Origin of the sequence: Streptomyces sp. NPDC089919 (genome assembly GCF_040684615.1) — a bacterium.
Taxonomy (GTDB): Bacteria; Actinomycetota; Actinomycetes; order Streptomycetales; family Streptomycetaceae; genus Streptomyces.
In genome coordinates this window covers 1-25,768 of sequence record NZ_JBFBGK010000085.1, presented here as the reverse complement: position 1 = coordinate 25,768, position 25,768 = coordinate 1, and the positions used below count along the sequence as shown (strand labels likewise).

Below are 25,768 nucleotides of genomic sequence, written 5' to 3'. Positions count from 1 at the left end.
CGTAACCCCCCGTACGGACGCCCAGGGAACGCTCACGCCAGCAGGCCCGAGCTCTTCCACAGGCGGCGGCCGACCCCGCGGAGCAGGCCGATGTCGTCCAGGAAGTCCGTCAGCCGCTTGGCGCCGGACTGCATGACCTCCCGGCGGTGGCCGCTGGCCTTCACCTGGGCCACGGCCTCCCGGCGGTCCAGGCCGACGTTGTCGTACACGGCCGGGTTGACGAAGGCGATGGAGAACACCCGGGCCGCCTCGCCGCAGCTGATCCGGGTCAGCTCCTGCTCCCAGCGCGGGGCGGTGAGCATCTGGCGGCGCAGTTCCTCGCGGGCGTACCGGACGTGCCGGGCCTCCTCCACGACGTGGATCTTGGTGACCCCGCGCACCAGCGGCTGGATCCGCTCGTCCGGGAAGGTCAGCCGCTGCATCCAGTCCAGGATCTCCTCGCCGAGCAGGGTGCAGGCGAAGGAACCGGGGGTGGTGGAGATGGTCTTGAGGACCCGGGCGAGGTTGTGGTTGGTGCGCGAGACGGGGTAGGCGGGCGCCCCGCCGGTCTGGATCATCCGGGCGAACATCATCGAGTGGCGGCACTCGTCGGCGATCTCGGTCAGCGCGTAGCGGACGTGATTGCTGGTCAGGGACTTGTCGTAGATGTGCCGGACCAGCAGCTGCATGAGGATGATCTCGAACCAGATGCCCAGCGAGGCCAGCGCGGCGGCCTCGTGCCGGGCCAGCTCCATGCGCTGCTCCTCGGACATCTTCTTCCAGAGCGGGGTGTCGTAGAGCGAGACCAGCTCCGGGGGCCAGAACCACTTGCCCTCGACCGGCGGTGCGTCCCAGTCGAGTTCCTTGTCCGGGTCGAAGGAGTGCTTGGCGGAGGACTCCAGCAGCCGCTCGGCGATCTGCTCACGGTCCTTGAGCAGGCCGAGCGCGTCGCGCAGGACGGTGCGGTCGGTCGTGGTCGTCATGGGATCGGACACCTCGTGAGTGGGTTACCAGCGGTCACCTCTTATGAGACTGCTTGTCAGCAAGACCGTCAATCCCCTGCGCGTCACTTGTTGACCCCGCGTCTACCAACGTGTGAACCTGCCAACTGTCCAGTCCTGTACGGAACTCCGCGACGACGCGGAAGGCAGCGGGAGACAAGGGGGCGTCCGTGTCGACGCACGAGCTCTACACCAGCGGCCCGACGGAGGGGACCTGGGAGGTCCCCGCCGCCGGTTCGGCCCGGTTCACCTGGGAGTACGACGACGGCCGCGAGCGGCTGCTGGCCCTCTACCAGAAGGGCAAGGACAAGCAGTGGGACGGGGCCAAGCGCATCGACTGGGACCTCGGCGTCGACCCGTACGACCCGCTCGGCACCCCCGACGAGGTCCTGACGCTCTACGGCAGCCGGCACTGGCCCAAGCTGACCGAGAAGGACAAGGGCGAGCTGCGCCGGCACTACGCGGCCTGGAACTTCAGCCAGTTCCTCCACGGCGAACAGGGCGCCATGGTCTGCGCCGCCCGGATCGTGGAGTCCGTCCCGGACCTCGACGCCAAGTTCTACTCCGCCACCCAGACCATGGACGAGGCCCGGCACGCCGAGATCTTCGGCCGCTTCCTGCACGAGAAGGTCGGGATGCTCTACCCGGTCAACGACAGCCTCCAGGGGCTGCTCGGCGACACCTTGCGCGACTCCCGCTGGGACATGCCCTACCTCGGCATGCAGGTGCTCATCGAAGGCCTCGCGCTGGCCGCCTTCGGGATGATCCGGGACACCACGGACAAGCCGCTGCCGAAGCAGATCCTGGCGTACGTGATGCAGGACGAGGCCCGGCACGTGGCCTTCGGCCGGATGGCGCTGCGCGACTACTACAAGCAGCTCACCGACGCCGAGCGGCGCGAGCGCGAGGAGTTCGTGATCGAGGGCTGCTACCTGATGCGGGACCGGCTGCGCGGGGTGGAGGTGCTGGAGAACTTCGGCATCCCGAAGCAGGAGGCCGAGGAGCTTTCCGAGCAGTCCGAGTTCCTGCACCTCTTCCGCAGGCTGCTCTTCAGCCGGATCGTGCCCTGCGTCAAGGACATCGGGCTGTGGGGCGAACGGCTCCAGAAGGCCTACCTCGACATGGGCGTCTTCGAGATGGGCGACTCCAACCTGGACCTGCTGATGGCCCAGGACGAGGAGCTGGCCGAGGCCCTGGACCGGGAGCGGTTCGCCGCCGAGGAGGCCGAGCGGGTGGCCGAGGTCCGGGCGGCCGTCGCGGAGGGGGCCCGGGCGGACTGACCCGCCCCCGTACGCCGGACCGCCCGCGGCCGTCTCAGCGGGCGGGGCGGCGGCCCGGGGCTGCGGGCGCCGGGCGCGCCCCCGGCTCGGCGGCGAGGGCCGCCGCCATCACGGCCCGGGCGATCGGGGCCGCGCTGCTGTTGCCGCTGATGTCGCCCCGGTCGGCCTCGGCGTCCTCGACCACCACGGCGACGGCCACCCCCGGCACCGGGGTGTTCTCCGCCCGGGCCCAGGCGATGAACCACGCATAGGGAGTGCCGGCGTTGCCCAGCCCGTGCTGGGCGGTGCCGGTCTTGCCGCCCACCTCGGCGCCCGGGATCGCGGCGTTCCTGCCGGTGCCCTCCTCCACCACCTTGCGCATCAGCTGCTGCAACCGCAGCGCGGTGGCCGGGTTCATCGCCCGGTGCAGGTCGTGCCGGCGGGCCCGCCGGACCGGGTCGCCGTCGTGCTGGGTCGCGGCCTCCACCAGGTACGGGCGGCGGATCTCGCCGCCGTTGGCCACCGCGGCCGCGACCATCGCCATCTGGAGCGGGGTGGCCCGGGTGTTGAACTGGCCGATCGAGGAGAGGGCCAGCTGGTCCCGGCTCATGTCGGTGTCGAAGTTCGAGCGGGACACCCAGGAGGGCACCCGGAGCCCGCCGTCGTTGAAGCCGAATCGTTCCGCCGCCTCGACCATCCCGCGCAGCCCCACCTCGACGCCGATCTTGGCCATGACCGTGTTGCAGGACCACTGGATCGCCGCGGCCATCGAGGCGTCCTCGCAGCCCGTCGAGGCGTTCGGCAGCGGGGTGTTCGTCCCGGGCAGCACGTACGGGTCCGGGGTCCGGGTGGGCGCGTCCGCGTCGGTGACCACCTCCGCGTCCAGCGCCGCCGCGGCCGTCACGATCTTGAAGGTGGAGCCGGGCGGATAGGTCTCCCGCAGCGCCCGGTTGAGCATCGGGCGGGCCGGGTCGGCGTTCAGCCGCGCCCAGGCCCGGGCCACCCCGGGCCCGGTCCCGGAGAGTTCCGCCGGGTCGTAGGAGGGGCTGCTGACCAGCGCGAGGATCCGTCCGGTGGCCGGCTCCAGCGCGACCACCGCCCCGCGCCGGCCGGCCAGCCCGGTGTACGCGGCCGCCTGGAGCCCGGCCTTCACGGTGGTGACGGCGTGCCCGGCGGCCGGCCGGCGCCGGGTCAGGTCGTGCCACAGCGGCAGCACCGTCAGCGCCGGGTCGGTGCCGGCCAGCACGCCGTCCTCGGCCCGCTCCACGAAGCTGGTGCCGTAGGTCTGCGAGGCGAAGCCGGTCACCGGGGCGTACAGCGGGCCGTTCGCGTACGTGCGTTCGTAGCGCAGGGCCTGGCCGCTGTCCCGGGAGCCGGTCACCGGCCGGCCGTCGACCAGGATGTCCCCGCGCGGCCGGGCGTACCGGGCGATGTCGCCGCGCTTGTTGGCCGGGTTGGCGGACAGCTCGGCGGAGCGCACCAGCTGGAGCCGCGCGGTGTGGAACAGCAGCGCCACCAGCAGCACCAGGCAGCAGTACGCCGACCAGCGGATGTAGCGGATCAAGGGGTGCCCCCTGACTCCGGGCCGGCCGGGACCGGGCGGCGGGCGCTGTCGCTGACCCGCACCAGCAGGGCCACGATCAGCCAGTTGGTGACCACCGACGAGCCGCCCTGGGCCAGGAAGGGCATCGCCATGCCGGTCAGCGGGATCAGCCCGGTCACCCCGCCGGCGATCACGAAGACCTGGAGGGCGATGATCGTGGCCAGCCCGGTGGCCAGCAGCCGGCCGAAGGGGTCGCGCAGCGCCAGCCCGGCCCGGAAGCCCCGTGCCACCAGCAGCGCGTACAGCAGCAGGATCGCGGTCAGCCCGGCGAGCCCCAGCTCCTCGCCCGCGGTGGCCAGGATGAAGTCGGACTTGGCGGCGAAGCCGATCAGCAGGGAGTGGCCGGCCCCCAGGCCGGTGCCGAGCGCGCCGCCCTCCCCGAAGGCGAAGAGCGACTGGGCCAGCTGCCCCGGGCCCCGGCCCGCCGCGATCGAGGCGAAGGGGTCGAGCCAGTCCTGCACCCGGCCGTGCACGTGCGGCTCGAGGGTGCCGACGGCGAAGGCCCCCAGGCCGGCCAGCACCAGCCCGATGGCGATCCAGCCGATCCGGCCGGTGGCCACGAAGAGCATCACCACGAACAGCCCGAAGAACAGCAGCGAGGTGCCGAGGTCCCGCTCCAGGACCAGCAGTCCCACGCTGATCAGCCAGATGGTCAGGATCGGCGCCAGCACCCGGCCGGGCAGCAGCCGGAACCACCAGACGCGGCGGCCGGTGAGGGCCAGCGCGGTCCGGTTGGCGGCCAGGTACGCGGCGAAGAAGACCGCGAGCAGGACCTTGGCGAACTCCCCGGGCTGGAAGGAGAGGCCGCCGGCCCGGATCCAGATGTGCGCGCCGTTGGTCGCCGGGAAGAACACCGGCACCAGCATGAGCAGCAGGGCGGCGGCCACCGACAGGTAGGCGTACCGCTGGAGCGCCCGGTGGTCGCGCAGCAGCAGCACCGCGGCGACGAACAGCCCCAGGCCCAGCCACGACCAGACCAGCTGCCCGCCGGCACCGGGCCGGCTCTGCGGGCCGGCGAGGTCCAGGCGCTGGATGAGCACCAGCCCCAGGCCGTTGAGCAGCACCGCGATCGGCAGCAGCAGCGGGTCGGCGTACGGCGCGCGCAGCCGGACGGCCAGATGGGCGAGGAGGGCGGCCAGGCCCAGTCCGGCGGCGTGCCGGGAGACGTCCGCGGGGGCCGTGCCGCGGACCGCCAGCCCGACGCAGGTGTAGCCGAGGAGCACGATCAGGACGGCGCCGGCGAGCAGGGCCAGCTCGATCCCCCGGCGGCGGGGGTGGGGAGGTGCGGGGGGTGGGGCCTCCTCGGCCACTTTCGCCGTCAATGCGGTCATATCGGCACGGTAGCAAGCCGACGAAGTGTATGTCCCCTTATGTAACGATCTGCTGACATCACGTCAGTCATGGCGGACAGGGTGTGGGCCACAAGGGTGGGGTGGGTGGCAGGGCCGACCCGGTCGGGCGATTTGTCGTACTTCGCATGGCACGATCCCCCCGAACCCACGGAGGTGATCACATGCCCGGACGGCTCCTGCGCCTGGTCTGCGCCGCCGCGACCGCCGGCGTGGCCCTGGCGGCCGCCGCTCCCCCGTCCGCGGCCGGCGCGCCCCCCGCCGCCGTCCGCGAACCCGCCCCGGACACCGCCCCGGACAGCGCGCCCGACCCGGCCCCCGGCGACGGCCCGGTACCGGCCGACGCCAAGGCGGGCGGGGTGAAGGAGCTGCTGGGGCGGCTCCAGACCCTGTACCGGGAGGCCGAGGAGGCCAGCGAGGCCTACAACGCCACCGAGGTCGCGCTGGACGCCCGCCGCAAGGAGGAGCGCCGGCTGAGCGGCGACCTCGGGAAGGCCCGGACCACGCTCGGGGCCGGCCGGGCCGCGGCCGGACGGCTGGCCCGGCAGCAGTACCAGGGCGCCGCGGGCTTCTCCCCGTACGTGCGGATGCTGCTCTCCGGCGACCCCGGACAGGCCCTGGACGAGCGGCGGCTGGCCCGGCGGGAGGCCGCCCACCAGGCGGGCGTGCTGGCCCGGCTGGCCGGCGCCGAGAAGCGGGCCGACTCGCTGGCCACCGAGGCCCGCAAGGCCCTGGACACCCAGCAGACCCTGGCGGCGAAGCAGAAGGCCCAGCGCGACGGGGTCCGGTCCCGGCTCACGGAGGTCGAGAAGCTGCTGGCCTCGCTGACCGCCGACCAGCTCGCCGAACTCGGCGAGCTGGAGCGGGCCGGCACCGAGCAGGCCCAGCAGCAGCTGGAGGACTCCGGCCGGCTGGGCCCCGGCGGCACCCGGGCCCCCACCGCCGAGGGCGGCGCGGCCCTGGAGTACGCCGCCGAGCAGATCGGCAAGCCGTACGTGTGGGGCGCCGAGGGCCCCGCGTCCTTCGACTGCTCGGGGCTGACCTCCCAGGCCTGGGCGCACGCCGGCCGGGCCATCCCGCGCACCAGCCAGGAGCAGTGGGCGCAGCTGCCGAAGGTGCCGCTGAACGAACTCCGCCCGGGCGACCTGGTCCTGTACTTCCCCAAGGCCACCCACGTGGCGATCTACCTGGGCAAGGGCATGGTGATCCAGGCGCCCCGGCCGGGGGCCCGGGTCAAGGTCTCCCCCATCGCGGCGAACCCGCTGCTGGGCGCGGTCCGCCCGGACCCGGGCGGCCGGCCGCTGGCCGAGTACAGTCCGCCGCCGCTCCCGAAGGAGGCGGCGGCGGAGGGCACCGGCGGCGGGGACGACTCCGGCTACTCCTCGGAGGAGGCTCCCGCGGCGGCGGCCACGGAGGCCGAGACCTCCGCCAGGTAGTCCGCCGCGTCCTCGGGGTCGTAGAAGTACCCGTCGAAGTCGGCCGGGTTGTCGAAGCCGTTGGCGAACCGGTCGGCGACGGGCTGGAGCTGCCCGGCCGCGCCGATCAGGTTCAGCACGTGCTCCGGCGGCACCCCGAGCATGGCGTTGGTCCACTGCGTGACCGGCTTGCCGGAGGTGAACCAGAACTTGTCGAAGGTGGCCTTCATCCAGGCCTCGTCGAACTCCTTGTCCCCGTGCATCAGGATCGAGGAGAGGTACGAGGCGGCGCACTTGGACGCCGAGTTGGAGCCCTGCCCGGTGATCGGGTCGTTGGCCACGACCACGTCCGCCACGCCCAGCACCAGCCCGCCGCCGGGCAGCCGGCCGATCGGGTTGCGCACCACCGGCGCGTACCGGCCGGCCAGGGTGCCGCCCGCGTCGGTCAGCTCGACCCTGGTGGCCCGGGCGTACTCCCAGGGCGTGTACTTCTCCATCAGTTCGAGGGTGAGCGCCAGGTGCTCGGCCGGGTCCTTGATCCCCTGGAAGACGTCCAGCGGTCCGCCCGGCAGGCCCTCCCAGAAGAGGATGTCGGCGCGGCCGGAGGTGGTCAGGGTCGGCATCACGAAGAGCTCGCCGACCCCGGGGACCAGGTTGCAGCGCACCGCCTCGGTGTCCGGGTGCTCCCGGCGCGGGCCCAGGCCGTGCACGTAGCTGACGGCCAGGGCGCGCTGGGGGGCGTCGTACGGGGAGCGGGCGGCGTCCCGGCCGAACATCGAGACCAGTTCGCCCTTGCCGGCGGCGACCAGCACCAGGTCGTAGGTGCGGGCGAAGAAGTCGAGGTCGGAGACGGTCGCGCCGTGGATGACCAGCTGGCCGCCGCGCTGCGCGAAGGTGTCCAGCCAGCCGGCCATCTTGACCCGCTGGTCGACGGACTGGGCGTGGCCCTTGAGGCGGCCCAGCCAGTCGATCGGGCGGGAGCCGTCGGGGGCCGCCACCGAGACGCCCAGGCCCTCGATCTTCGGGGCCTGGCCCTCCCAGAAGTTGAGCTGGAGGTCCCGCTCGTGCTGGAGGGCGGTGGCGAACATGCACTGGGTGGACATGACCCGGCCGGCGCGGATCTCGTCGGCCGTGCGGTTCGACATCAGGGTGACCTCGTACCCCTTGGCCTGGAGGCCGAGGGCGAGCTGGAGGCCGGACTGACCGGCCCCGACGACGAGTATCTTCCGCATGACGCTATCTCTCCGGCTATTCGGGGGTGTTGTCGAGGGTGTGCGCGACCAGGGTCAGCAGCGATTCCAGGACGGTCACCCGGCGTCGGGCGTCCATGATCACCACCGGCACCTGCGGCGCTATGGTCAGCGCCTCCCGCACGTCCTCGACCTCGAAGGACTGGCTTCCTTCGAAGTGGTTGACGGCCACGATGTACGGCAGACCGCAGCTCTCGAAGTAGTCGAGGGCGGGGAAGCAGTCGGAGAGCCGCCGGGTGTCGGCCAGCACCACGCCGCCGATCGCCCCGCGCACCAGGTCGTCCCACATGAACCAGAAGCGCTCCTGGCCGGGGGTCCCGTAGACGTACAGCACGAGGTCGTCGTCGAGGGTGATGCGGCCGAAGTCCATCGCGACCGTGGTGGTGGTCTTGCCGGGGGTGGCGGTCAGGTCGTCGGTGAGGGCGCTGGCCTCGGTCATCAGCGCCTCGGTCTTCAGCGGCGTGATCTCGGAGACCGACCCGACGAAGGTGGTCTTGCCGACGCCGAACCCGCCCGCGACGAGCACCTTGACGGCGATCGGCGCGCGGGAGCGGTCGTACTGCCAGGGCTGGACGCCCTCCTCGGTGTCGAGGAGGGGCGCCAGGTCGTCCTCGGGGGTACCGGGAGCGGTGGCGTGCGGTCCGGCGACGGCCGGGTCAGAGACGGCGGAGCCCACTGAGCACCCTTTCGAGCAGTGCGCGTTCGGGGCGGCCGGTGCCGTGCCCGGTTCCGTAGACGCGGATCCTTCCCTGGTCGGCGAGGTCGCTGAGCAGTACGCGGACCACGCCGAGCGGCAGCTTGAGGAGCGCCGAGATCTCGGCGACGGTGCGCATCCGTCGGCACACCTCGACGATCGCCCGCATCTCCGGCATGCGGGTGGGGGTGTCGTCCTTGGCGTCGAGCGTGGCGACGAAGGTCTCGACCAGGAGCACGTGCCCGAAGCGGGTACGGCCCCCGGTCAGGGAGTACGGGCGGACGCGGGCGGGGCGGCGTTCCGCCCCGCGTATCGGCAGCCGCTCCGGGGCCTTGCTCGTCACTCGCTTCTCTCCATGGACTGGCGCAGTTCGCTGCGGACTTCGGGGGTGAGGACGTGTCCGGCCCGGCCGACGAACAGGGCCATGTGGTAGGCGACCACGCTCATGTCGCAGTCGGGGGTGGCGTGCACCCCGAGCAGCGAGCCGTCGCTGATGGCCATGACGAAGACGCTGCCGTGCTCCATGGAGACCATGGTCTGCTTGACGCCGCCGCCGTCCATCAGGTGGGCGGCACCCTGGGTGAGGCTGCCGAGCCCGGAGACGATGGTGGCGAGGTCCGCGGCGGCCCCCCGGGGCCCCTTGGTCTCGGGGCGTTCGGCCTCCTGCCGTCCGGGGTCGGAGGACAGCAGGAGCAGCCCGTCCGAGGAGACCACGGCCACCGAGAGCAGCCCTGGCACCTCCTCGACCAGGTCGGTCAGCAGCCACTGCAGGTTGCGGGCCTGGGTGCTCAGTCCGTACGTACTGGGCGCGGTCACGTGCGTGCCTCCTCGACGGTGTCCCCCTCGTCCTGGGCCCGCTGCCGCTGTTCGGCGAGCTCGGCGTCGGCGACCCGACGCCCGTCGCGGGCCCCCTGATAAAACCCCCCGAGCCTGCGGCGCAGCTCCTCGGCGTCCACCCGGCCGGCGGGCCTGGGGACCTCGCCGGTGCCGTGCGGGACGACCTTCGGGGTGCGCTTGGGCAGGCCCTTGTCCGTGATCCGCGGGCGCTCCACCTGGAGGGTGGGCTCGTCCGCGGGCTCCTGCGGTGCCGGTTCGGCGGGCCGGGCGTGCTGGTCGGGCTCCGCGGGGCGCGGCAGCGGGGCGGCCAGCACCCAGTCCGGCGCGTCCTGCTCGGCCTCCGGCCGTGCCGTGAAGACCCCGTCGAGGCCGGCGGCCTCGTCCGCGGGCGCCGCCTGACCGGGCACGAAGACGTCCCCGGAGCCGGCCGGGGCCTGGATCTCGTCGGCCGGCGCGGCGTATCCCTGCTCGGCGTGCTGCGGCTCGGCCGGGGCGTGGTCCGCGTACTCCGGCTCGGCGGGCGCGTGGTCCTCGTACGGCTGGTCGGCCGGGGCGTGGTCCGCGTACTCCGGCTCGGCGTGCTCCTGCTCCGCGGGTGCGTGGTCCGCGGGGTCCGGGTCCGCGTACTGCGGCTCGGCGGGCGCGTGGTCCTCGTACGGCTGGTCGGCCGGGGCGTGGTCCGCGTACTCCGGCTCGGCGGGCGCGTGGTCCGCGGGCTCCGCGGGGGCGGGGACCGGGAGGGGGTACTCGGCCTCGGTGCCGGCCTCCGGCTCGGGGCGGAACCGCGGCGGCAGGACGTTGGAGTTGGCCTCGGCGATGACGCCCGGCAGCTGGAGCGCCGGCGCCCCCGGCAGGCCCGGGACGTACTCGGGCCGGGCCGGCTGGTCGGCCGGCAGCAGCGCGGCCGGCACGGCCACCAGGGCCTCGGTACCGCCGCCCCGCTGCGGCCGCAGCTCGGCGGTGACGCCGTGCCGGGCGGCCAGCCGCCCGGCGACGTAGAGGCCGAGGCCGAGACCGTGCTCCGCCTCGTCCTCGCGCTCGAAGGCCTCCGGGTCCGCGAGGCGGGTGTTCAGCAGGGCCAGCCGGTCCTCGGTGACGCCGATGCCGGCGTCCTGGACCGAGACGACGACGGTGCCGTCGTCGGTGACCCAGCCGGCGACCTTCACCCGCGCGTCCGGCGGCGAGAAGGTGGTGGCGTTCTCCAGCAGTTCGGCGACCACGTGCGAGATGTCGTCCGCGGCGTGCCCGGCGACCTGCACCGCGCCCGGCAGCACGCCCAGGTCGACGCGCTCGTACCGCTCGATCTCGCTGACCGCGGCCCGCATCACGTCGACCAGCGGTACCGCGACCGCGTGGCCGTGGCCGTGCTCCTGGCCGGCCAGGACCAGCAGGTTCTCGTTGTGCCGGCGCATGACCGTGGCGAGGTGGTCCAGCTTGAAGAGGGTGGCGAGCCGGTCCGGGTCCTGCTCCTTGGACTCCAGCTGCTCGATGACCGCCAGCTGGCGCTCGACCAGGCCGAGGGTGCGCAGCGAGAGCGAGACGGAGGTGGTGATCAGGATCCGCCGGTGCTCCTCCAGGGAGCCCCTCAGCTCGGCGAGTTCCTTGTCCAGACCGGTCTTGGCGGCGCTCAGCGCGTCGTTGCGGTCGATCAGGCGGCGGCGGTCCGCGTCCAGCCCGGCGATGCGGGTGTGCAGGGCGGTGGACTGGGCCTCGGCCCGCGAGTGGATCTCGTTGAGGGAGCGCACGACCGCGGCGAACTCGTCGTTGCGGCCGGTGAAGCGGACCGGGTCCGAGCCGCCCTCGTGGTCCGGGGAGGCCAGCCGCTCGGCACCGCGCCTGAGCACGGACAGCGGCTGGGTCAGGGTGCGGGCCACGGCCGTGGAGATGCCGACGGCGACCAGGAAGAGCAGCCCGATCAGGCCGATCAGCAGCTCGCCGGAGGTGACGTCGTCGTCCCGCAGGGCGGCCAGGGCGGTGACCCGCTCGCCGGTGAGGGTGGACTCGACCGAGCGCATCCGGTCGATCCGGGCGCCCAGCGCGGCGGAGACCGCCTCGGGGTCGAGCTTGCGGTCGCCCTTGGAGAGCTGCGGGTCGTCGGTGAGCTTGGCGAGGTAGGCCTCGGCGGCCTTGACCTCGGGTCCGGTGACGGTGGCGGCCAGGGTCTCGCGGACGTCGGGCCGGGCGGACCGGTCGAAGTCCTCGAGGGCGGCCTGCTCGCGGACCCGGGCGCGCTGGCCGGCGACGGTCAGTTCGTCGCGGGTCTTGGCCTCGGGGCCGGGCTCGCCCTCCTCGTACTTCCCGGTGACCGGGTTGTAGACGCTCTCGGGCTCCTCGCCCTCGGGCACCGAGAGCGCGGCGACCAGCAGGCCCCGGGTGGCGGAGGCCTGCTCGACGGCGTCGCCGAGCGGGGCCAGCGCGCCGCCGACGGCGCGGGCGGCGCCGGCCCGGGCGGGGGTGCGCTCGGCCAGTTCGCGGGAGGGCGCGAGGACGGCGCCCAGCACCTCGGTGTAGGCGGCGTGGGTGGCCAGGGCCGAGCCCTTGCCGGTGCGGGCGGCCTCGCGGACGGCGGGGACCCGGTCCAGGGCGCGCAGCAGGGCCGCGCCGGCGCCCTCGCGGGCCTCCGCGATCTGGGTGTCGACCCGGGCGGCCCGCTCGGCGAGCACGGCCTTGCCCTTGCCGGCCCGGCCGTCGGCGACGTACCCGACCGCCGCGTCGCGCTCGTCGGCGAGCGCGTGCGCGAGGGAGACGGTGGTGCGGGTCTGCTCGCCGAGGGTGACCAGTCGCTGGGAGTCGTTGAGATCGGCGGACGCGGCCACCAGGGCCGGTGCGCCGGCCCCTATGACGGTCAGGCCGACGGCGGCGACGCCGAGGACCAGCCTGCTGCGGACGCGCACCGGGCGGCCGGCGCTGCTGCCGGTGCCTGTCGCGTCTCCGGTGCGCTCCGGCCCCGCCGGGGCGCCGCCGTTCCTCCGAGACCGCTTCTTCTGCACCGGTGCTCGCATTCCTGTACGTGTGCTCGTCTACTCGCCCGGACCGCGTCCGGTGCGACCGGGAGTGAACTCCTGGCCGAGGTGACGGCCGGTCACAAGTAAACGCCCCTGCCCCTCGTACCGCTCCAGACCATTCCAACTGTGTTTGGGAGAGAGGCAGGCATCGCCCGGCCGGCCACTCGAACGAGTGAACATCAGGGAAGAGTTGAGGATCAACTCGGCCCAGGGGCGGCCAGGGCCGGGCCGTGGACGGGTGGTTGAAACATCGCTGGGGGCTTGGCAGTATGCCCGCCCACACCTCGCCCGGACCGACGGGTTCCGCACGTTCCGGCCGCTCAGGGCCCTGACCCCGCAGGTACGGACCAATTGCCCCAAGGGGGGCGGTTTCCGGCCCGCCACCGGGACGATCCGGGCAGACTGTCCCCATGCGCATCGAGCTGGCCACGCTCCCGGGAGACCCGCAACGCCCCAACGAGGACTGGGCTTCGGCCCTGGCGCCCGCCGCGGGTCGGGGCGGAGTCCTGGTCACCCTGGACGGGGTCACTCCGCCCCGGGGCGAGACCGGCTGCACGCACGGGGTCCCGTGGTTCACGGCCCGACTGGGCGGCCTGCTGACCGAACTGTCCGGATCTCGACGGGACATGACGCTCACGCAGGTGCTGGCCGAGGCGATCCGGGGGACCGCCGGGGCCCACGAGGCCTCGTGTGACCTTTCTCACGTCCGCACGCCCCAGGCCACCGTGGTCGTGGTGCGGTGGGACGAGCAGGTCGTGGAGCACCTGGTGCTCTCGGACTCGGTGCTGCTGCTGGAGGACCCGGACGGCGCGGTGCGGGCCGTGCTGGACGACCGGCTGGACCGGGTGCCGCGCGAGGTGCTGCGGTCGGTACCGGCCACCGACGCCCTGCGCAACGCCCCGGGCGGCTTCTTCACGGCCGCCGCCGACCCCTCGGTGGCGGTGCGGGCGGTGACCGGGACGACCCCGCGCGAGCGGGTGCGGGCGGTGGCCGCCCTGACCGACGGGGCCGGCCGGTGGACGGACACCTTCGGCGAGGGCGACTGGGCCGCGTGCCTGGGGCTGGTGCGCAAGGCCGGGGCGCACGCACTGATCGCGCGGGTGCGGGAGATCGAGAGCGGCCCGCGTGGCGCGGCCCGCGGCAAGCGCCACGACGACGCGACGGTGGTCTTCGCGGAGCTGTGAGGGGCGGGCCGGGCGGGCGCGGCCGGAAGCCGCGGCGGACGCCCGGCGGGCCCGCCCGGTCAGCCCTCCGCGCCCTCGTTCAACTGGTTCAGCAGCCGGGCCAGTTCCGCGACCTCGCCGCGGTCCCAGCCGGCCAGCTTGCGGACGTACTGCTCCCGGCGGGCGTCGCGGACCTGCAGGAAGCGCTCCCGGCCCTCGGGGGTGAGGCCGACCAGGAAGGCCCGGCCGTCCGCCGGGTCCTGCTCGCGGGCCACCAGCCCCAGCTCCTCCAGGGCCCGCAGCTGGCGGCTCATGGTGGCCTTGCCGACGCCGAAGTAGGCGGCCAGGTCGGTGGCCCGCTGCCGGCCGGCGTCCTCCAGGCGCACCAGCAGCCCGTACGCCGCGGGTTCCAGCTCGGGGTGCAGGGCGCGGGCCATCTCGCCCGAGGAGGCCCGGGCCCGTCGCAGGAGGACGGAGAGCTCCCGCTCCAGCGCGAGGAACTCCTGGTCTCCGCCACTGCCCTGCACGTTCCGCTCCCCTCGTGGTGACCCCCGCAGACCGGGGGCGGCACCAGTATTTCGCAGCCCGGCACGGCACGGGGCCCGGGACGCCGCGGCGGGCGGTGCTCCCGGGCCCCGAACGGCCCCGTGCGCGCCGGCCGGGCCCCTTCCGGGGCCCGACCGGCGGTGATGCGGCGGGGATCAGGCGGCGGCGGCCACCGCCAGCTCGGCCTCCTGGAGCGCCAGCTCCAGGACCTGGCGGACGTCCGTGACCGGGTGGACCTCCAGGGTCGCCAGCACCTCGGCGGGCACGTCGTCCAGGTCGGGCTCGTTCCGCTTCGGGATGATCACGGTGGTCAGGCCGGCCCGGTGGGCGGCCAGCAGCTTCTGCTTGACCCCGCCGATGGGCAGCACCCGGCCGGTGAGGGAGACCTCGCCGGTCATCGCCACGTCGGTGCGCACCTGCCGGCCGGAGAGCAGCGAGGCCAGCGCGGTGGTCATGGTGATGCCCGCGCTGGGGCCGTCCTTGGGGACCGCGCCGGCCGGGAAGTGGATGTGCACGCCCCGGTCCTTGAGGTCGGCCACCGGCAGCTCCAGCTCGGCGCCGTGCGAGCGCAGGAAGCTCAGCGCGATCTGCGCGGACTCCTTCATGACGTCGCCGAGCTGGCCGGTCAGGGTGAGCCCGGCGGCCCCGGTCTCCGGGTCGGCCAGCGAGGCCTCGACGAAGAGGACGTCGCCGCCCGCGCCGGTGACGGCCAGGCCGGTGGCCACGCCGGGCACCGCGGTGCGGCGCTCGGCCGGGTCCTGGGCGGACTCGGGGACGTGGTGCGGGCGGCCGATCAGGGCGCGCAGGTCCTCGGCGCCGAGCGCGGCCGGCAGCTCGCGCTGTCCCAGCTCGTGCTCCGAGGCGACCTTGCGCAGCAGGCGGGCCACGGACCGCTCCAGGGTGCGCACCCCCGCCTCGCGGGTGTACTCGCCGGCCAGCTTGCGCAGGGCCTCCTCGGTCAGGCTGACCTCGTCGGCGCCGAGGCCGGCCCGCTCCAGCTGGCGGGGCAGCAGGTGGTCGCGGGCGATGACGACCTTCTCGTCCTCGGTGTACCCGTCGAGCCGGACCAGCTCCATCCGGTCGGCCAGCGCCTCGGGGATGGCCTCGAGGACGTTGGCGGTGGCCAGGAAGACCACGTCGCTGAGGTCCAGTTCGACCTCCAGGTAGTGGTCCCGGAAGGTGTGGTTCTGCGCCGGGTCCAGGACCTCCAGGAGGGCCGCGGCCGGGTCGCCCCGGAAGTCGGAGCCGACCTTGTCGATCTCGTCGAGGAGGACGACCGGGTTCATGGACCCGGCCTCCTTGATGGCGCGGACGATCCGGCCGGGCAGCGCGCCGACGTAGGTGCGGCGGTGGCCGCGGACCTCGGCCTCGTCGCGGACGCCGCCGAGGGCGACCCGGACGAACTTGCGGCCCATCGCGTGCGCCACCGACTCGCCCAGGCTGGTCTTGCCCACACCGGGCGGGCCGACCAGGGCGAGCACGGCGCCGCCGCGGCGGCCGCCGACCACGCCCAGGCCGCGCTCCTCGCGGCGCTTGCGGACGGCCAGGTACTCGGTGATGCGGTCCTTCACGTCGCCGAGGCCGAAGTGCTCGGCGTCCAGCACGGCCCGGGCGCCGCGGATGTCGTAGGCGTCCTCGGTGCGTTCGTTCCACGGCAGTTCGAGGACGGTGTCGAGCCAGGTGCGGATCCAGGAGCCCTCGGGGCTCTGGTCGCTGGCCCGCTCCAGCTTGTCGACCTCCTTGAGGGCGGCCTCGCGGACCTTCTCGGGCAGGTCGGCGGCCTCGACCCGGGCGCGGTAGTCGTCGGACTCCTCGCCCTCCGCGTCACCGTTGAGCTCGCGGAGCTCCTTGCGGACGGCCTCCAGCTGACGGCGCAGCAGGAACTCCCGCTGCTGCTTGTCCACGCCCTCCTGGACGTCCTTGGCGATGGACTCGGCGACGTCCTGCTCGGCGAGGTGTTCGCTCAGCCACTGGACGGCCAGCTTGAGGCGGGCCACCGGGTCGGCGGTCTCCAGCAGTTCGACCTTCTGGGCCACCGTCAAGAAGGGCGAGTAGCCGGAGTTGTCGGCGAGGGCGCCGACGCCCTCGATGCCCTGCACCCGGTCGACGACCTGCCAGGCGCCGCGCTTCTTCAGCCAGCTGGTGGCGAGCGCCTTGTACTCCTTGACGAGCTCGGTGACGGACCCGGGCAGCGGGTCGGGCAGGTCCTCGGCGACGGTCTCGCCCTCGACCCACAGGGCGGCGCCGGGGCCGGTGGTGCCGGCGCCGATGCGCACCCGGCCGCGGCCCCGGATCAGGGCGCCGGGGTCGCCGTCGGAGAGCCGGCCGACCTGCTCGACCGTGCCGAGCACGCCGGTGCCGGCGTACGTGCCGTCCACCCGCGGGACCAGCAGCACCCGGGGTTTGCCCTTGCCGGACGCGGCCTGTGCGGCTTCCACCGCGGCGCGCACCTCGCCGTCCGTCAGGTCCAGCGGCACGACCATGCCCGGCAGGACGACCTCGTCGTCGAGCGGCAGAACGGGCAGAGTGAGCGTTACGGACGTCGAAGCCATGATTTTCCCTCCGGCATTGAAGTTGAGCTATGCCGACTCAATGCATGTGCGTCCGCCAGTGTTCCCCAACTGCCGTTCGCCGTGGGCGAACAGGTGCCGCGGGGCCGCTCAGCGGTCCTGCGGTGGGGCCCCCGGGCAGCCGCCCGGGGCCGCGAAGAGCGCCACCTGCGCACCGTGCACGGGGCGCAGGACGCACAGGTCGAACCGGGCGGTGAGGGTCTGCCGCTTCACCGACTCGGCGAGGTCGAGGTCCCGGGGCTGGCCGGGCGGGTCCAGCAGGACCACGACCCGGGCCACCGGCGCGTCGAGCAGCAGCTCCCGGACGCGGCCGGCCGGCAGCTCGGTGCCCTGGAGGGTGCCCGAGGCCGCCGGCGGCCGGTCCAGGGCGAGGTCCCGCAGCCCGGCGTAGACCGCCGGCGAGGAGAGCAGCCACTCGCGGCGCCGGGCGGGCAGGAAGAGCACCGCGTCCCCGGGGCGGGCCAGCGCCCGGACGGCACCGGCCACCGCCAGGGCGTCGTCCTTGCGGCTCTCGGGGGTGCGCAGCCACAGCGTCCAGGGCAGCGTGAGCACCACGAGCCCGGCGAGCACCCGCCGGTCCCGGACCAGCAGCGCCAGGCCGGCCAGGCAGAAGAGCACGTACCGGTCCACGTACCAGGGGCGCAGCTCGGAGACCGTGATCAGCAGGCCGGAGGGCAGGGCCAGCAGCGGCAGCGCGATCCGGACCGTCCGCGGCGCGGCGCCCCGGGCCAGCCACAGCCCGGCCCCGACGGCGGTGGCGTACGCCAGCCAGTCCTGCCGGCCGGGCCGCCCGAGCCAGCCCAGCTGCGCCCCGGCCTGGCCCGCGGCGAGGAGGGCGAGCGGCGCCGCCCCGGCCACCACCACGGCCGCGGCCCGCCGCCAGCCGGCCTCCCGGCCGGCCGGCACGGCGTGCGCGAGCAGGGCCAGCCCGGCGAAGACGTGCAGCCAGCAGGCGAGCAGCAGCAGCGCCGCGTACAGCCCCCAGCGCCGGGCCACCAGCGCGTACGTCGCCCAGACGACGGCCGCGGCGACCAGCGCGTACGAGCGCCCTTCCTGCGCGTACCCCTGCACCGGCGGCAGCACCGCGTACCCGACCCCGGCGAGCACCCCGGCCCGGCCGGCGGCCCGCGCACCGGGCCCGGGCCCGGCCAGCCGCCGCGCCAGCGCGCCGACGCCGGCGGCGGCGAGGGCCGTCCCGGCCACCGAGGGGGCCCGCAGGGCCCAGAGCCCGCCGTCCCACGCGGCGAAGACGGCCCGCAGGAGCAGGTAGTACAGCCCGTGCACGGCGTCCACGTGTCCGAGCAGCCGGACGATCTCCCCGACCGACCGGTGCGCCACCTGGTAGCTGACCGACTCGTCCCGCCACATGCTGTGCCGGCGGTCGAGCCCCCAGAGCCCGAGCCCGGCGGCTGCCACGGCGGGCCACACCAGGTGCGCCCCGCGGTGCGGCCACGTCCAGCCCCGCCGGCGTTTGAGGCGACCGTCGCGCAGCGGCGGTGCGGGGTCCGGGGCGGCGCACCGGTTTCGGGACGGGGGTCCCCCCAGCGGTGGCTGGGGGAGGGCGGGGAGGGGACCGGCTCCGCGCAGCGGCACCGGGTCGGCTGGACGGCTGATGTCGGCCTCCGGGTGGTGCGGGCCGGTGACGGGCCGGTCCATACTCGGGGCCCGGTCCGCACACGGAGGTACGGCATGAAAGCGCTCGGCACGCGGTTGACGGCGGCGGTCGTCGTCCTGGCCGCCGCCACCCTGACGGCCTGCGACGGCGGCACGCCCACCGCCGCCCTGACCCCGTCGGCCCCCGCGGCCTCGACGGGCACGACGGCCACGACGGCCCCCACGTCCACCGGCACCCCCGTCACCCCCGACACCCGCACCCTCGTGACCGTCACCCGCACGGGCGGTTTCGCCGGGGTCGACGAAGGCGTGATCGTGCACGAGGACGGGTCGTTCACCCGGCTCCGCCGCGGCCGGGAGACCGACACGGACCGGATGACCCCCGCCGCCCTGGACGGGCTGCGCACCGCCCTCGAACAGGCCGACTTCGGCCGGCTCCCCGCCGACTCGAACCCCACCCGCAGCACCGTCGCGGACGGCTTCTCGTACCGGATCACCCACGGCGGCCACGAGGTCACCACCGCGGACCCGGTGCCCCCGGCCCTGTCCCGGGTGATCGCCTCGCTGCCGCCGTTCACCCGGCCGGCGACCTGACGAGGTCTGCGCTCCGGGGAACCCCGGGCCGCCCGGCCGCGTTGTCACACGGTGTGACGGAGCGGGCTACGGAACGGAGCGGCGCATGGACACGGCGGTGACGTTGGACCGGCGCGAGGGACCCTACGGGGAGGTCGTGCTGCGCCGGCGCGCGGACCGGTACGAGATCATCGCGAACGGCTGCTTCCTGATGGACACCTCCGACGGCCGCTCGGAGCGGCTGCTGGTGGACGCGGCCCTGGCCGAGCTGGGCGCGGACCGCGCCGGCCCGGCCGTCCTGATCGGCGGCCTGGGCGTCGGCTTCTCCCTCGCGCACGCCGCGGCCGAGCCGCACTGGGGCCGGATCACGGTGGTGGAGCGGGAGCCGGCGATCGTGGACTGGCACCGCACGGGCCCGCTGGCGGGGCTGTCCCGGACCGCGCTGGCCGACCCCCGGGTGCACCTGCTGGTCACCGACCTGGTGGCCCACCTGCACACCGCACCGGACCGCTACGACGCCCTGTGCCTGGACATCGACAACGGCCCCGACTGGACCGTCACCGAGGACAACGACGGCCTCTACTCCCCCGCCGGACTGGCGGCCTGCCGGGCCCGGCTGACACCGGGCGGGGTGCTCGCCGTCTGGTCCGCCCAGCCGTCCGCGGCCTTCGAGGAGGCGATGCGGAATGCCGGATTCCAGGGGGTACGGACCGAAGAGGTGGCCGTTGCCCGAGGCGTCCCGGACGCGGTCCACCTCGGTCGGAACCCCGCATAGCCGCAGACCTGCGGGTCCTCTATGGTGCTCAGCGAAGAGCGGGATCTTTGGACGCAATTCCCAGGGGCGGGGCGATGGAACACACACAGACCACCCACAACGGCGTTGCGGCTACCCCGGGGGCCCAGCGGCGGGTCCTGGTCGTCGAGGACGACCAGACGATCGCCGAGGCGATCGCGGCCCGGCTGCGCGCCGAGGGCTTCCTGGTGCAGACGGCCGGCGACGGGCCGGCCGCGGTGGCCGCGGCCGAGTCCTGGCTGCCGGACCTCCTGGTGCTGGACGTGATGCTGCCCGGCTTCGACGGCCTGGAGGTCTGCCGCCGGGTCCAGGCCCAGCGACCGCTGCCGGTGCTGATGCTCACCGCGCGTGACGACGAGACCGACATGCTGGTCGGGCTCGGCGTCGGCGCCGACGACTACATGACCAAGCCGTTCTCGATGCGCGAGCTGGCCGCCCGGGTACACGTCCTGCTCAGACGGGTGGAGCGGGCCACCCAGGCCGCGACCACGCCCCGGGGCGGCACCCTGCGCCTGGGCGACCTGGAGATCGACCACGCCCAGCGCCGGGTCCGGGTCGCCGCCGAGGACGTCCACCTGACGCCCACCGAGTTCGACCTGCTGGTGTGCCTGGCCGGCACGCCGCGCGCGGTCCTCTCCCGCGAGCAGCTGCTCGCCGAGGTGTGGGACTGGGCGGACGCCTCCGGCACCCGTACGGTCGACAGCCACATCAAGGCCCTGCGGCGGAAGATCGGCGCCGAGCGGATCCGGACCGTGCACGGCGTCGGCTACGCCCTGGAGACCCCGGCGGCCCCGGCGTCATGACCCCCCGCCCGGGGACCGGGCTGCGCCCCTTCTCGATCAAGACCAAGCTCGGCACCCTGGTGGTCGTCTCGGTCTTCATCACCACGGGCCTGCTCATGGTGGCCCTGCGCACCGAGACCGAGCTGCGCTTCATCACCGTCTTCTCGGTGATCGCCTCCATGCTGATCACCCAGTTCGTGGCGCACGGCCTGACCGCCCCGCTGGACGAGATGAACACCGTCGCCCGGTCCATTTCGCACGGCGACTACACCCGGCGGGTCTCCGGCACCGGGCGGCGCGACGAGCTGGGCGACCTCGCGGTCACCATCAACCGCATGGCCGAGGACCTGGAGGCGGTGGACCGGCACCGCAAGGAACTGGTGGCCAACGTCTCGCACGAGCTGCGCACCCCGATCGCGGCGCTGCGGGCGGTGCTGGAGAACGTCGTCGACGGGGTCTCGGCGGCCGATCCCGAGACCATGCGGACCGCCCTGAAGCAGACCGAGCGGCTGGGCGGGCTGGTCGAGACGCTGCTGGACCTGTCGCGGCTGGACAACGGCGTGGTGCCGCTGCGGGCCCGGCGCTTCGAGGTCTGGCCGTACCTCTCCGGAATCCTCAAGGAGGCGGGGCTGGCCGCCGGTCGACGCCGGCTCGCGTCCGGCTCCGGGAACGCCGCCCGCGCCGACGTCCACCTGCACCTGGACGTCTTCCCGCCGGAGCTGACCGCGCACGCGGACGCCGAGCGGCTGCACCAGGTGGTGGCCAACCTGATCGACAACGCCGTCAAGCACAGCCCCCCGCACGGCCGGGTCACGGTCCGGGCCCGCCGCGGTGACCTGCAGGGCAGCCTGGTGCTGGAGGTCCTGGACGAGGGTCCCGGCATCCCGGAGGCCGAGCGGCACCGGGTCTTCGAACGGTTCAACCGGGGCAGCGCCACCGGCGGCGACGGCGGCACCGGACTGGGCCTGGCCATCGCCCGCTGGGCGGTCGGACTGCACGGCGGTGACATAGGCGTGGCCGAATCGTCACGAGGTTGCCGAATCCGAGTCACCCTTCCCGGCGTACCCAAAGCCGCAGGTTGACGTAGGGTTCGAACAGGGAAGCCCATGATCTCGGCCACATCGCGCCGCGGATCAGGTCAGGGGTGCGGCAAGCCGGCCGCAACCTCGATCGCGCGTACGCAAACCAGGCTTGTTTCCCGCCATTTCCCACGGCGAAACCCGCCGTTGGATGTGACTTGCACGACGTAAGTCCCGCCCGGTCTGCATCTGCCGCCCGGCAAGGCGTAGCCTTTATTCCCGCTGTCCATCACCTTGTGAAGCGGAAGAGGGCGGTTGCCGCCGTGTCGCCACAGTCCCCGAGTAATCCGAGCACCACGTCCGAAGCAACAGGCGGGAAGAACCCTGCCCAAGGCTTCGGCGCCAACGAGTGGCTCGTCGACGAGATCTATCAGCAGTACCTCCAGGACCCGAATTCGGTCGATCGTGCCTGGTGGGACTTCTTCGCCGATTACAAGGGCGGGGGCGCCACCGCACAGGCCTCTCCCGCCCGCGCCGTCGCCGCCGCCACGGGGGCGGACGGCGCCGAGCCCGCTCCGAGCGCCGTGACGCCGGCGCCCACGACGCCCGCCGCCGCTCCGGCGGCCTCCGGTGCGAGCAACGGCTCCGCCGGTGCGGCCGCAGCCGCACCCGTCGCCGCCCCGCCCGCTGTTTCAGCTCCTGCCTCTGCTCCTGCCACCCCCTCTGGTGCCTCCGCTGTGACTGTCACGTCCCAGGCCCCGGCCGCCGCACCGGCCGCGCCTGCCCAGACCGCCGCCCCCGCCGCCGCCCCCAAGGCCGCCGCCCCCGCCACCGAGGCCCCTGCCGGCCCCGAGCTGGTGACGCTGCGCGGCCCCGCCGCCGCGGTGGCGAAGAACATGAACGCCTCGCTGGAGGTGCCGACGGCCACGTCCGTGCGCGCCGTCCCGGTGAAGCTGCTGTTCGACAACCGCATCGTCATCAACAACCACCTCAAGCGCGCCCGGGGCGGGAAGATCTCCTTCACGCACCTGATCGGCTACGCGATGGTGCAGGCCATCAAGGCCATGCCGACCATGAACCACTCCTTCGCGGAGAAGGACGGCAAGCCCACCCTGGTCAAGCCGGAGCACGTCAACTTCGGCCTCGCCATCGACCTGGTCAAGGCGAACGGCGACCGCCAGCTCGTGGTGGCCGGCATCAAGAAGGCCGAGACCCTCGACTTCTTCGAGTTCTGGCAGGCCTACGAGGACATCGTCCGCCGCGCCCGCGTCGGCAAGCTGACGATGGACGACTTCACCGGCGTGACGGTCTCCCTGACCAACCCCGGCGGCCTGGGCACCGTCCACTCCGTGCCCCGCCTGATGCCCGGACAGTCGGTCATCATGGGCGTCGGCTCCATGGACTACCCCGCCGAGTTCCAGGGCACCTCCCAGGACACCCTGAACAAGCTGGGCATCTCCAAGGTCATGACCCTGACCTCCACGTACGACCACCGGGTCATCCAGGGCGCCGCCTCCGGCGAGTTCCTGCGCATCGTCGCCAACCTGCTGCTCGGCGAGGACGGCTTCTACGACCAGGTCTTCGAGTCGCTGCGGATCCCGTACGAGCCGGTCCGCTGGCTGCGCGACATCGACGCCAGCCACGACGACGACGTCACCAAGGCCGCCCGCGTCTTCGAGCTGATCCACTCCTACCGGGTCCGCGGCCACGTCATGGCCGACACCGACCCGCTGGAGTACAAGCAGCGCAAGCACCCCGACCTCGACATCACCGAGCACGGCCTCACCCTGTGGGACCTGGAGCGCGAGTTCGCGGTCGGCGGCTTCTCCGGCAAGTCGATGATGAAGCTCCGCGACATCCTCGGCGTGCTGCGCGACTCGTACTGCCGCACCACCGGCGTCGAGTTCATGCACATCCAGGACCCGAAGCAGCGCCGCTGGATCCAGGACCGCATCGAGCGCCCGCACACCAAGCCCGAGCGCGAGGAGCAGCTGCGCATCCTGCGCCGGCTGAACGCCGCCGAGGCCTTCGAGACCTTCCTGCAGACGAAGTACGTCGGCCAGAAGCGGTTCTCCCTGGAGGGCGGCGAGTCCGTCATCCCGCTGCTCGACGCCGTCATCGACTCGGCCGCCGAGGCCCGTCTGGACGAGGTCGTCATCGGCATGGCCCACCGCGGCCGCCTCAACGTCCTCGCCAACATCGTCGGCAAGTCCTACGCGCAGATCTTCCGCGAGTTCGAGGGCAACCTCGACCCGAAGTCGATGCACGGCTCCGGCGACGTCAAGTACCACCTGGGCGCCGAGGGCACCTTCACGGGCCTGGACGGCGAGCAGATCAAGGTCTCGCTGGTCGCCAACCCCTCCCACCTGGAGGCCGTCGACCCGGTCCTCGAGGGTGTCGCCCGCGCCAAGCAGGACATCATCAACAAGGCCGGCACGGACTTCACCGTGCTGCCCGTCGCCCTGCACGGCGACGCGGCCTTCGCCGGCCAGGGCGTGGTCGCCGAGACGCTGAACATGTCGCAGCTGCGCGGCTACCGCACCGGCGGCACGGTCCACATCGTCATCAACAACCAGGTCGGCTTCACCGCCGCCCCGACGTCCTCGCGCTCCTCCATGTACGCCACCGACGTGGCCCGCATGATCGAGGCGCCGATCTTCCACGTCAACGGCGACGACCCGGAGGCCGTGGTCCGCGTGGCGCGGCTGGCCTTCGAGTTCCGCCAGGCGTTCAACAAGGACGTCGTGATCGACCTCATCTGCTACCGCCGCCGCGGTCACAACGAGGCCGACAACCCGTCCTTCACGCAGCCCCTGATGTACGACCTGATCGACAAGAAGCGCTCGGTGCGCAAGCTCTACACCGAGTCCCTGATCGGTCGCGGCGACATCACGCTGGAAGAGGCCGAGCAGGCGCTGCAGGACTTCCAGGGCCAGCTGGAGAAGGTCTTCGCGGAGGTCCGCGAGGCCGCTTCGAACCCGGCGGCCGCCGCCGCGGTGCCGGCCGTGCAGCCGCAGTTCCCGGCCCAGGTGAACACCGCGATCTCCCAGGAGGTCGTGAAGCGGATCGCCGAGTCGCAGGTCAACATCCCCGAGCGGATCACCGTCCACCCGCGTCTGCTCCCGCAGATCCAGCGCCGGGCGGCGATGATCGACGAGGGCACGATCGACTGGGCGATGGGCGAGACCCTGGCCTTCGGCTCGCTGCTGCTCGAGGGCACCCCGGTGCGGCTGTCCGGCCAGGACTCCCGCCGCGGCACCTTCGGCCAGCGCCACGCGGTGCTGGTGGACCGGGAGACCGGCGAGGACTACACCCCGCTGCTCTACCTCTCCGACGAGCAGGCCCGCTACAACGTCTACGACTCGCTGCTCTCCGAGTACGCGGCCATGGGCTTCGAGTACGGCTACTCGCTGGCCCGCCCGGAGGCGCTGGTCCTGTGGGAGGCGCAGTTCGGTGACTTCGTCAACGGCGCGCAGACCGTCGTCGACGAGTTCATCTCCTCCGCCGAGCAGAAGTGGGGCCAGACCTCCGGCGTCGCGCTGCTGCTGCCGCACGGCTACGAGGGCCAGGGCCCGGACCACTCGTCCGCCCGCCCGGAGCGCTTCCTCCAGATGTGCGCGCAGGACAACATGACGGTCGCGATGCCGACCCTGCCGTCGAACTACTTCCACCTGCTGCGCTGGCAGGTCCACAACCCGCACCACAAGCCGCTGGTCGTCTTCACCCCGAAGTCGATGCTGCGTCTGAAGGCGGCGGCGTCGAAGGCGGAGGAGTTCACCACCGGCTCCTTCCGTCCGGTCATCGGCGACGCGAGCGTGGACCCGAACGCGGTCCGCAAGGTCGTCTTCTGCGCGGGCAAGGTCTACTACGACCTGGAGGCCGAGCGGGTCAAGCGCGGCATCACGGACACCGCGATCATCCGCATCGAGCGGCTGTACCCGCTGCCGGGTGCCGAGCTCCAGGCGGAGATCGCCAAGTTCCCGAACGCCGAGAAGTACATCTGGGCGCAGGAGGAGCCGGCGAACCAGGGTGCGTGGCCGTTCATCGCGCTGAACCTGATCGACCACCTCGACCTGGCGGTCGGCGCGGACATCCCGGCCGGCGAGCGGCTGCGGCGCATCTCGCGCCCGCACGGCTCGTCCCCGGCGGTCGGGTCCGCCAAGCGGCACCAGGCCGAGCAGGCGCAGCTGGTGGCCGAGGTCTTCGAGGCGTAGCCACACGGACACCGGACTGCTCGAGCTCAAGATCGAGCGTGGGTCGGCCAGCGACGAGGAGCTGGCCGCGGTCACCCTCGTGCTGTGCTCGGTGATCGCCGG

The 25,768-nt window shown here is 73.6% G+C and carries 20 protein-coding genes; 9 read left to right on the top strand and 11 right to left on the bottom strand.

What is annotated here, in order from left to right; all coding sequences use genetic code 11:
• Nucleotides 1-32 precede the first annotated feature (32 nt).
• Nucleotides 33-962 carry a diiron oxygenase gene (locus tag AB0O40_RS27930; protein WP_365047399.1) on the bottom strand — a complete coding sequence of 310 codons (930 nt, stop codon included), beginning with the start codon at nt 960-962 and terminating at the stop codon, nt 33-35.
• A 188-nt stretch (nt 963-1,150) separates the two neighbouring features.
• Here AB0O40_RS27930 and AB0O40_RS27925 point away from each other — a divergent pair, with 188 nt between their 5' ends.
• Nucleotides 1,151-2,260 carry a ferritin-like domain-containing protein gene (locus AB0O40_RS27925; RefSeq protein ID WP_365047396.1) on the top strand — a complete coding sequence of 370 codons (1,110 nt, stop codon included), beginning with the start codon at nt 1,151-1,153 and terminating at the stop codon, nt 2,258-2,260.
• Between the two features lie 34 nt (nt 2,261-2,294).
• Here AB0O40_RS27925 and AB0O40_RS27920 read toward each other — a convergent pair whose 3' ends face one another.
• Nucleotides 2,295-3,803, bottom strand: a complete 1,509-nt coding sequence (locus tag AB0O40_RS27920) for a penicillin-binding transpeptidase domain-containing protein (RefSeq protein ID WP_365047393.1) — start codon at nt 3,801-3,803, stop codon at nt 2,295-2,297.
• On the bottom strand, nt 3,800-5,173 hold the full coding sequence (locus AB0O40_RS27915) for an FtsW/RodA/SpoVE family cell cycle protein (RefSeq protein WP_365047390.1): 1,374 nt from the start codon (nt 5,171-5,173) through the stop codon (nt 3,800-3,802). Before AB0O40_RS27915 ends, AB0O40_RS27920 begins: the two co-directional genes overlap by 4 nt.
• 182 nt (nt 5,174-5,355) lie before the next feature.
• On the opposite strand from AB0O40_RS27915, the gene AB0O40_RS27910 reads away from it, so the two are divergent.
• Complete coding sequence (locus AB0O40_RS27910; RefSeq protein ID WP_365047388.1) at nt 5,356-6,627, top strand: C40 family peptidase; 1,272 nt, start codon at nt 5,356-5,358, stop codon at nt 6,625-6,627.
• On the opposite strand, the gene AB0O40_RS27905 is transcribed toward AB0O40_RS27910, so the two are convergent.
• Genes AB0O40_RS27905 through AB0O40_RS27885 form a run of 5 tightly spaced genes read right to left on the bottom strand, consistent with a single transcriptional unit; the run spans nt 6,567 to nt 12,377 of the window.
• A complete protein-coding gene (locus tag AB0O40_RS27905) occupies nt 6,567-7,838 on the bottom strand; it encodes a styrene monooxygenase/indole monooxygenase family protein (protein ID WP_365047385.1) in 1,272 nt (423 codons plus the stop codon). The two genes, AB0O40_RS27910 and AB0O40_RS27905, sit on opposite strands and share 61 nt — an antisense overlap.
• Before the next feature lie 16 nt (nt 7,839-7,854).
• A complete protein-coding gene (locus tag AB0O40_RS27900; RefSeq protein WP_365047435.1) occupies nt 7,855-8,460 on the bottom strand; it encodes an ATP/GTP-binding protein in 606 nt (201 codons plus the stop codon).
• 52 nt (nt 8,461-8,512) lie between these two features.
• Nucleotides 8,513-8,893, bottom strand: coding sequence for a DUF742 domain-containing protein (locus AB0O40_RS27895; RefSeq protein WP_365047383.1), 381 nt, complete (start codon nt 8,891-8,893; stop codon nt 8,513-8,515).
• Nucleotides 8,890-9,366, bottom strand: coding sequence for a roadblock/LC7 domain-containing protein (locus AB0O40_RS27890; RefSeq protein ID WP_365047380.1), 477 nt, complete (start codon nt 9,364-9,366; stop codon nt 8,890-8,892). Before AB0O40_RS27890 ends, AB0O40_RS27895 begins: the two co-directional genes overlap by 4 nt.
• On the bottom strand, nt 9,363-12,377 hold the full coding sequence (locus tag AB0O40_RS27885) for a nitrate- and nitrite sensing domain-containing protein (protein ID WP_365047377.1): 3,015 nt from the start codon (nt 12,375-12,377) through the stop codon (nt 9,363-9,365). The genes AB0O40_RS27890 and AB0O40_RS27885 overlap by 4 nt, the downstream gene beginning before the upstream one ends.
• Before the next feature lie 425 nt (nt 12,378-12,802).
• Here AB0O40_RS27885 and AB0O40_RS27880 point away from each other — a divergent pair, with 425 nt between their 5' ends.
• Nucleotides 12,803-13,576 carry a hypothetical protein gene (locus AB0O40_RS27880; RefSeq protein WP_365047375.1) on the top strand — a complete coding sequence of 258 codons (774 nt, stop codon included), beginning with the start codon at nt 12,803-12,805 and terminating at the stop codon, nt 13,574-13,576.
• Between the two features lie 59 nt (nt 13,577-13,635).
• On the opposite strand, the gene AB0O40_RS27875 is transcribed toward AB0O40_RS27880, so the two are convergent.
• The 3 genes from AB0O40_RS27875 to AB0O40_RS27865 form a co-directional block, all read right to left on the bottom strand.
• A complete protein-coding gene (locus tag AB0O40_RS27875) occupies nt 13,636-14,082 on the bottom strand; it encodes a MarR family transcriptional regulator (protein ID WP_365047372.1) in 447 nt (148 codons plus the stop codon).
• 174 nt (nt 14,083-14,256) lie between these two features.
• On the bottom strand, nt 14,257-16,653 hold the full coding sequence (gene lon, locus AB0O40_RS27870) for an endopeptidase La (RefSeq protein WP_365047369.1): 2,397 nt from the start codon (nt 16,651-16,653) through the stop codon (nt 14,257-14,259).
• A gap of 108 nt (nt 16,654-16,761) precedes the next feature.
• Nucleotides 16,762-18,087 carry a hypothetical protein gene (locus AB0O40_RS27865; protein WP_365047366.1) on the bottom strand — a complete coding sequence of 442 codons (1,326 nt, stop codon included), beginning with the start codon at nt 18,085-18,087 and terminating at the stop codon, nt 16,762-16,764.
• 273 nt (nt 18,088-18,360) lie between these two features.
• Between AB0O40_RS27865 and AB0O40_RS27860 the strand changes: the two genes are divergently transcribed.
• The 6 genes from AB0O40_RS27860 to AB0O40_RS27835 all read left to right on the top strand — a co-directional run.
• Nucleotides 18,361-18,879 (top strand): protealysin inhibitor emfourin, encoded by a 519-nt coding sequence (locus AB0O40_RS27860; protein WP_365047363.1) that lies wholly within the window; start codon nt 18,361-18,363, stop codon nt 18,877-18,879.
• 85 nt (nt 18,880-18,964) lie between these two features.
• Nucleotides 18,965-19,633: a spermidine synthase gene (locus AB0O40_RS27855; protein ID WP_365047360.1), complete on the top strand. Its 669-nt coding sequence runs from the start codon at nt 18,965-18,967 to the stop codon at nt 19,631-19,633.
• 74 nt (nt 19,634-19,707) lie between these two features.
• Nucleotides 19,708-20,454: a response regulator transcription factor gene (locus AB0O40_RS27850; protein ID WP_365047357.1), complete on the top strand. Its 747-nt coding sequence runs from the start codon at nt 19,708-19,710 to the stop codon at nt 20,452-20,454.
• Entirely contained in the window at nt 20,451-21,515 is a 1,065-nt protein-coding gene (locus AB0O40_RS27845) for an ATP-binding protein (RefSeq protein WP_365047355.1), read from the top strand. The genes AB0O40_RS27850 and AB0O40_RS27845 overlap by 4 nt, the downstream gene beginning before the upstream one ends.
• A 260-nt stretch (nt 21,516-21,775) precedes the next feature.
• The gene (locus tag AB0O40_RS27840; RefSeq protein WP_365047352.1) at nt 21,776-25,666 is read left to right on the top strand and encodes a multifunctional oxoglutarate decarboxylase/oxoglutarate dehydrogenase thiamine pyrophosphate-binding subunit/dihydrolipoyllysine-residue succinyltransferase subunit; all 3,891 of its coding nucleotides are present in this window, start codon (nt 21,776-21,778) and stop codon (nt 25,664-25,666) included.
• A gap of 16 nt (nt 25,667-25,682) precedes the next feature.
• On the top strand, nt 25,683-25,768 hold an 86-nt coding region (locus tag AB0O40_RS27835), incomplete at its 3' end, for an acyl-CoA carboxylase subunit epsilon (protein WP_365047432.1).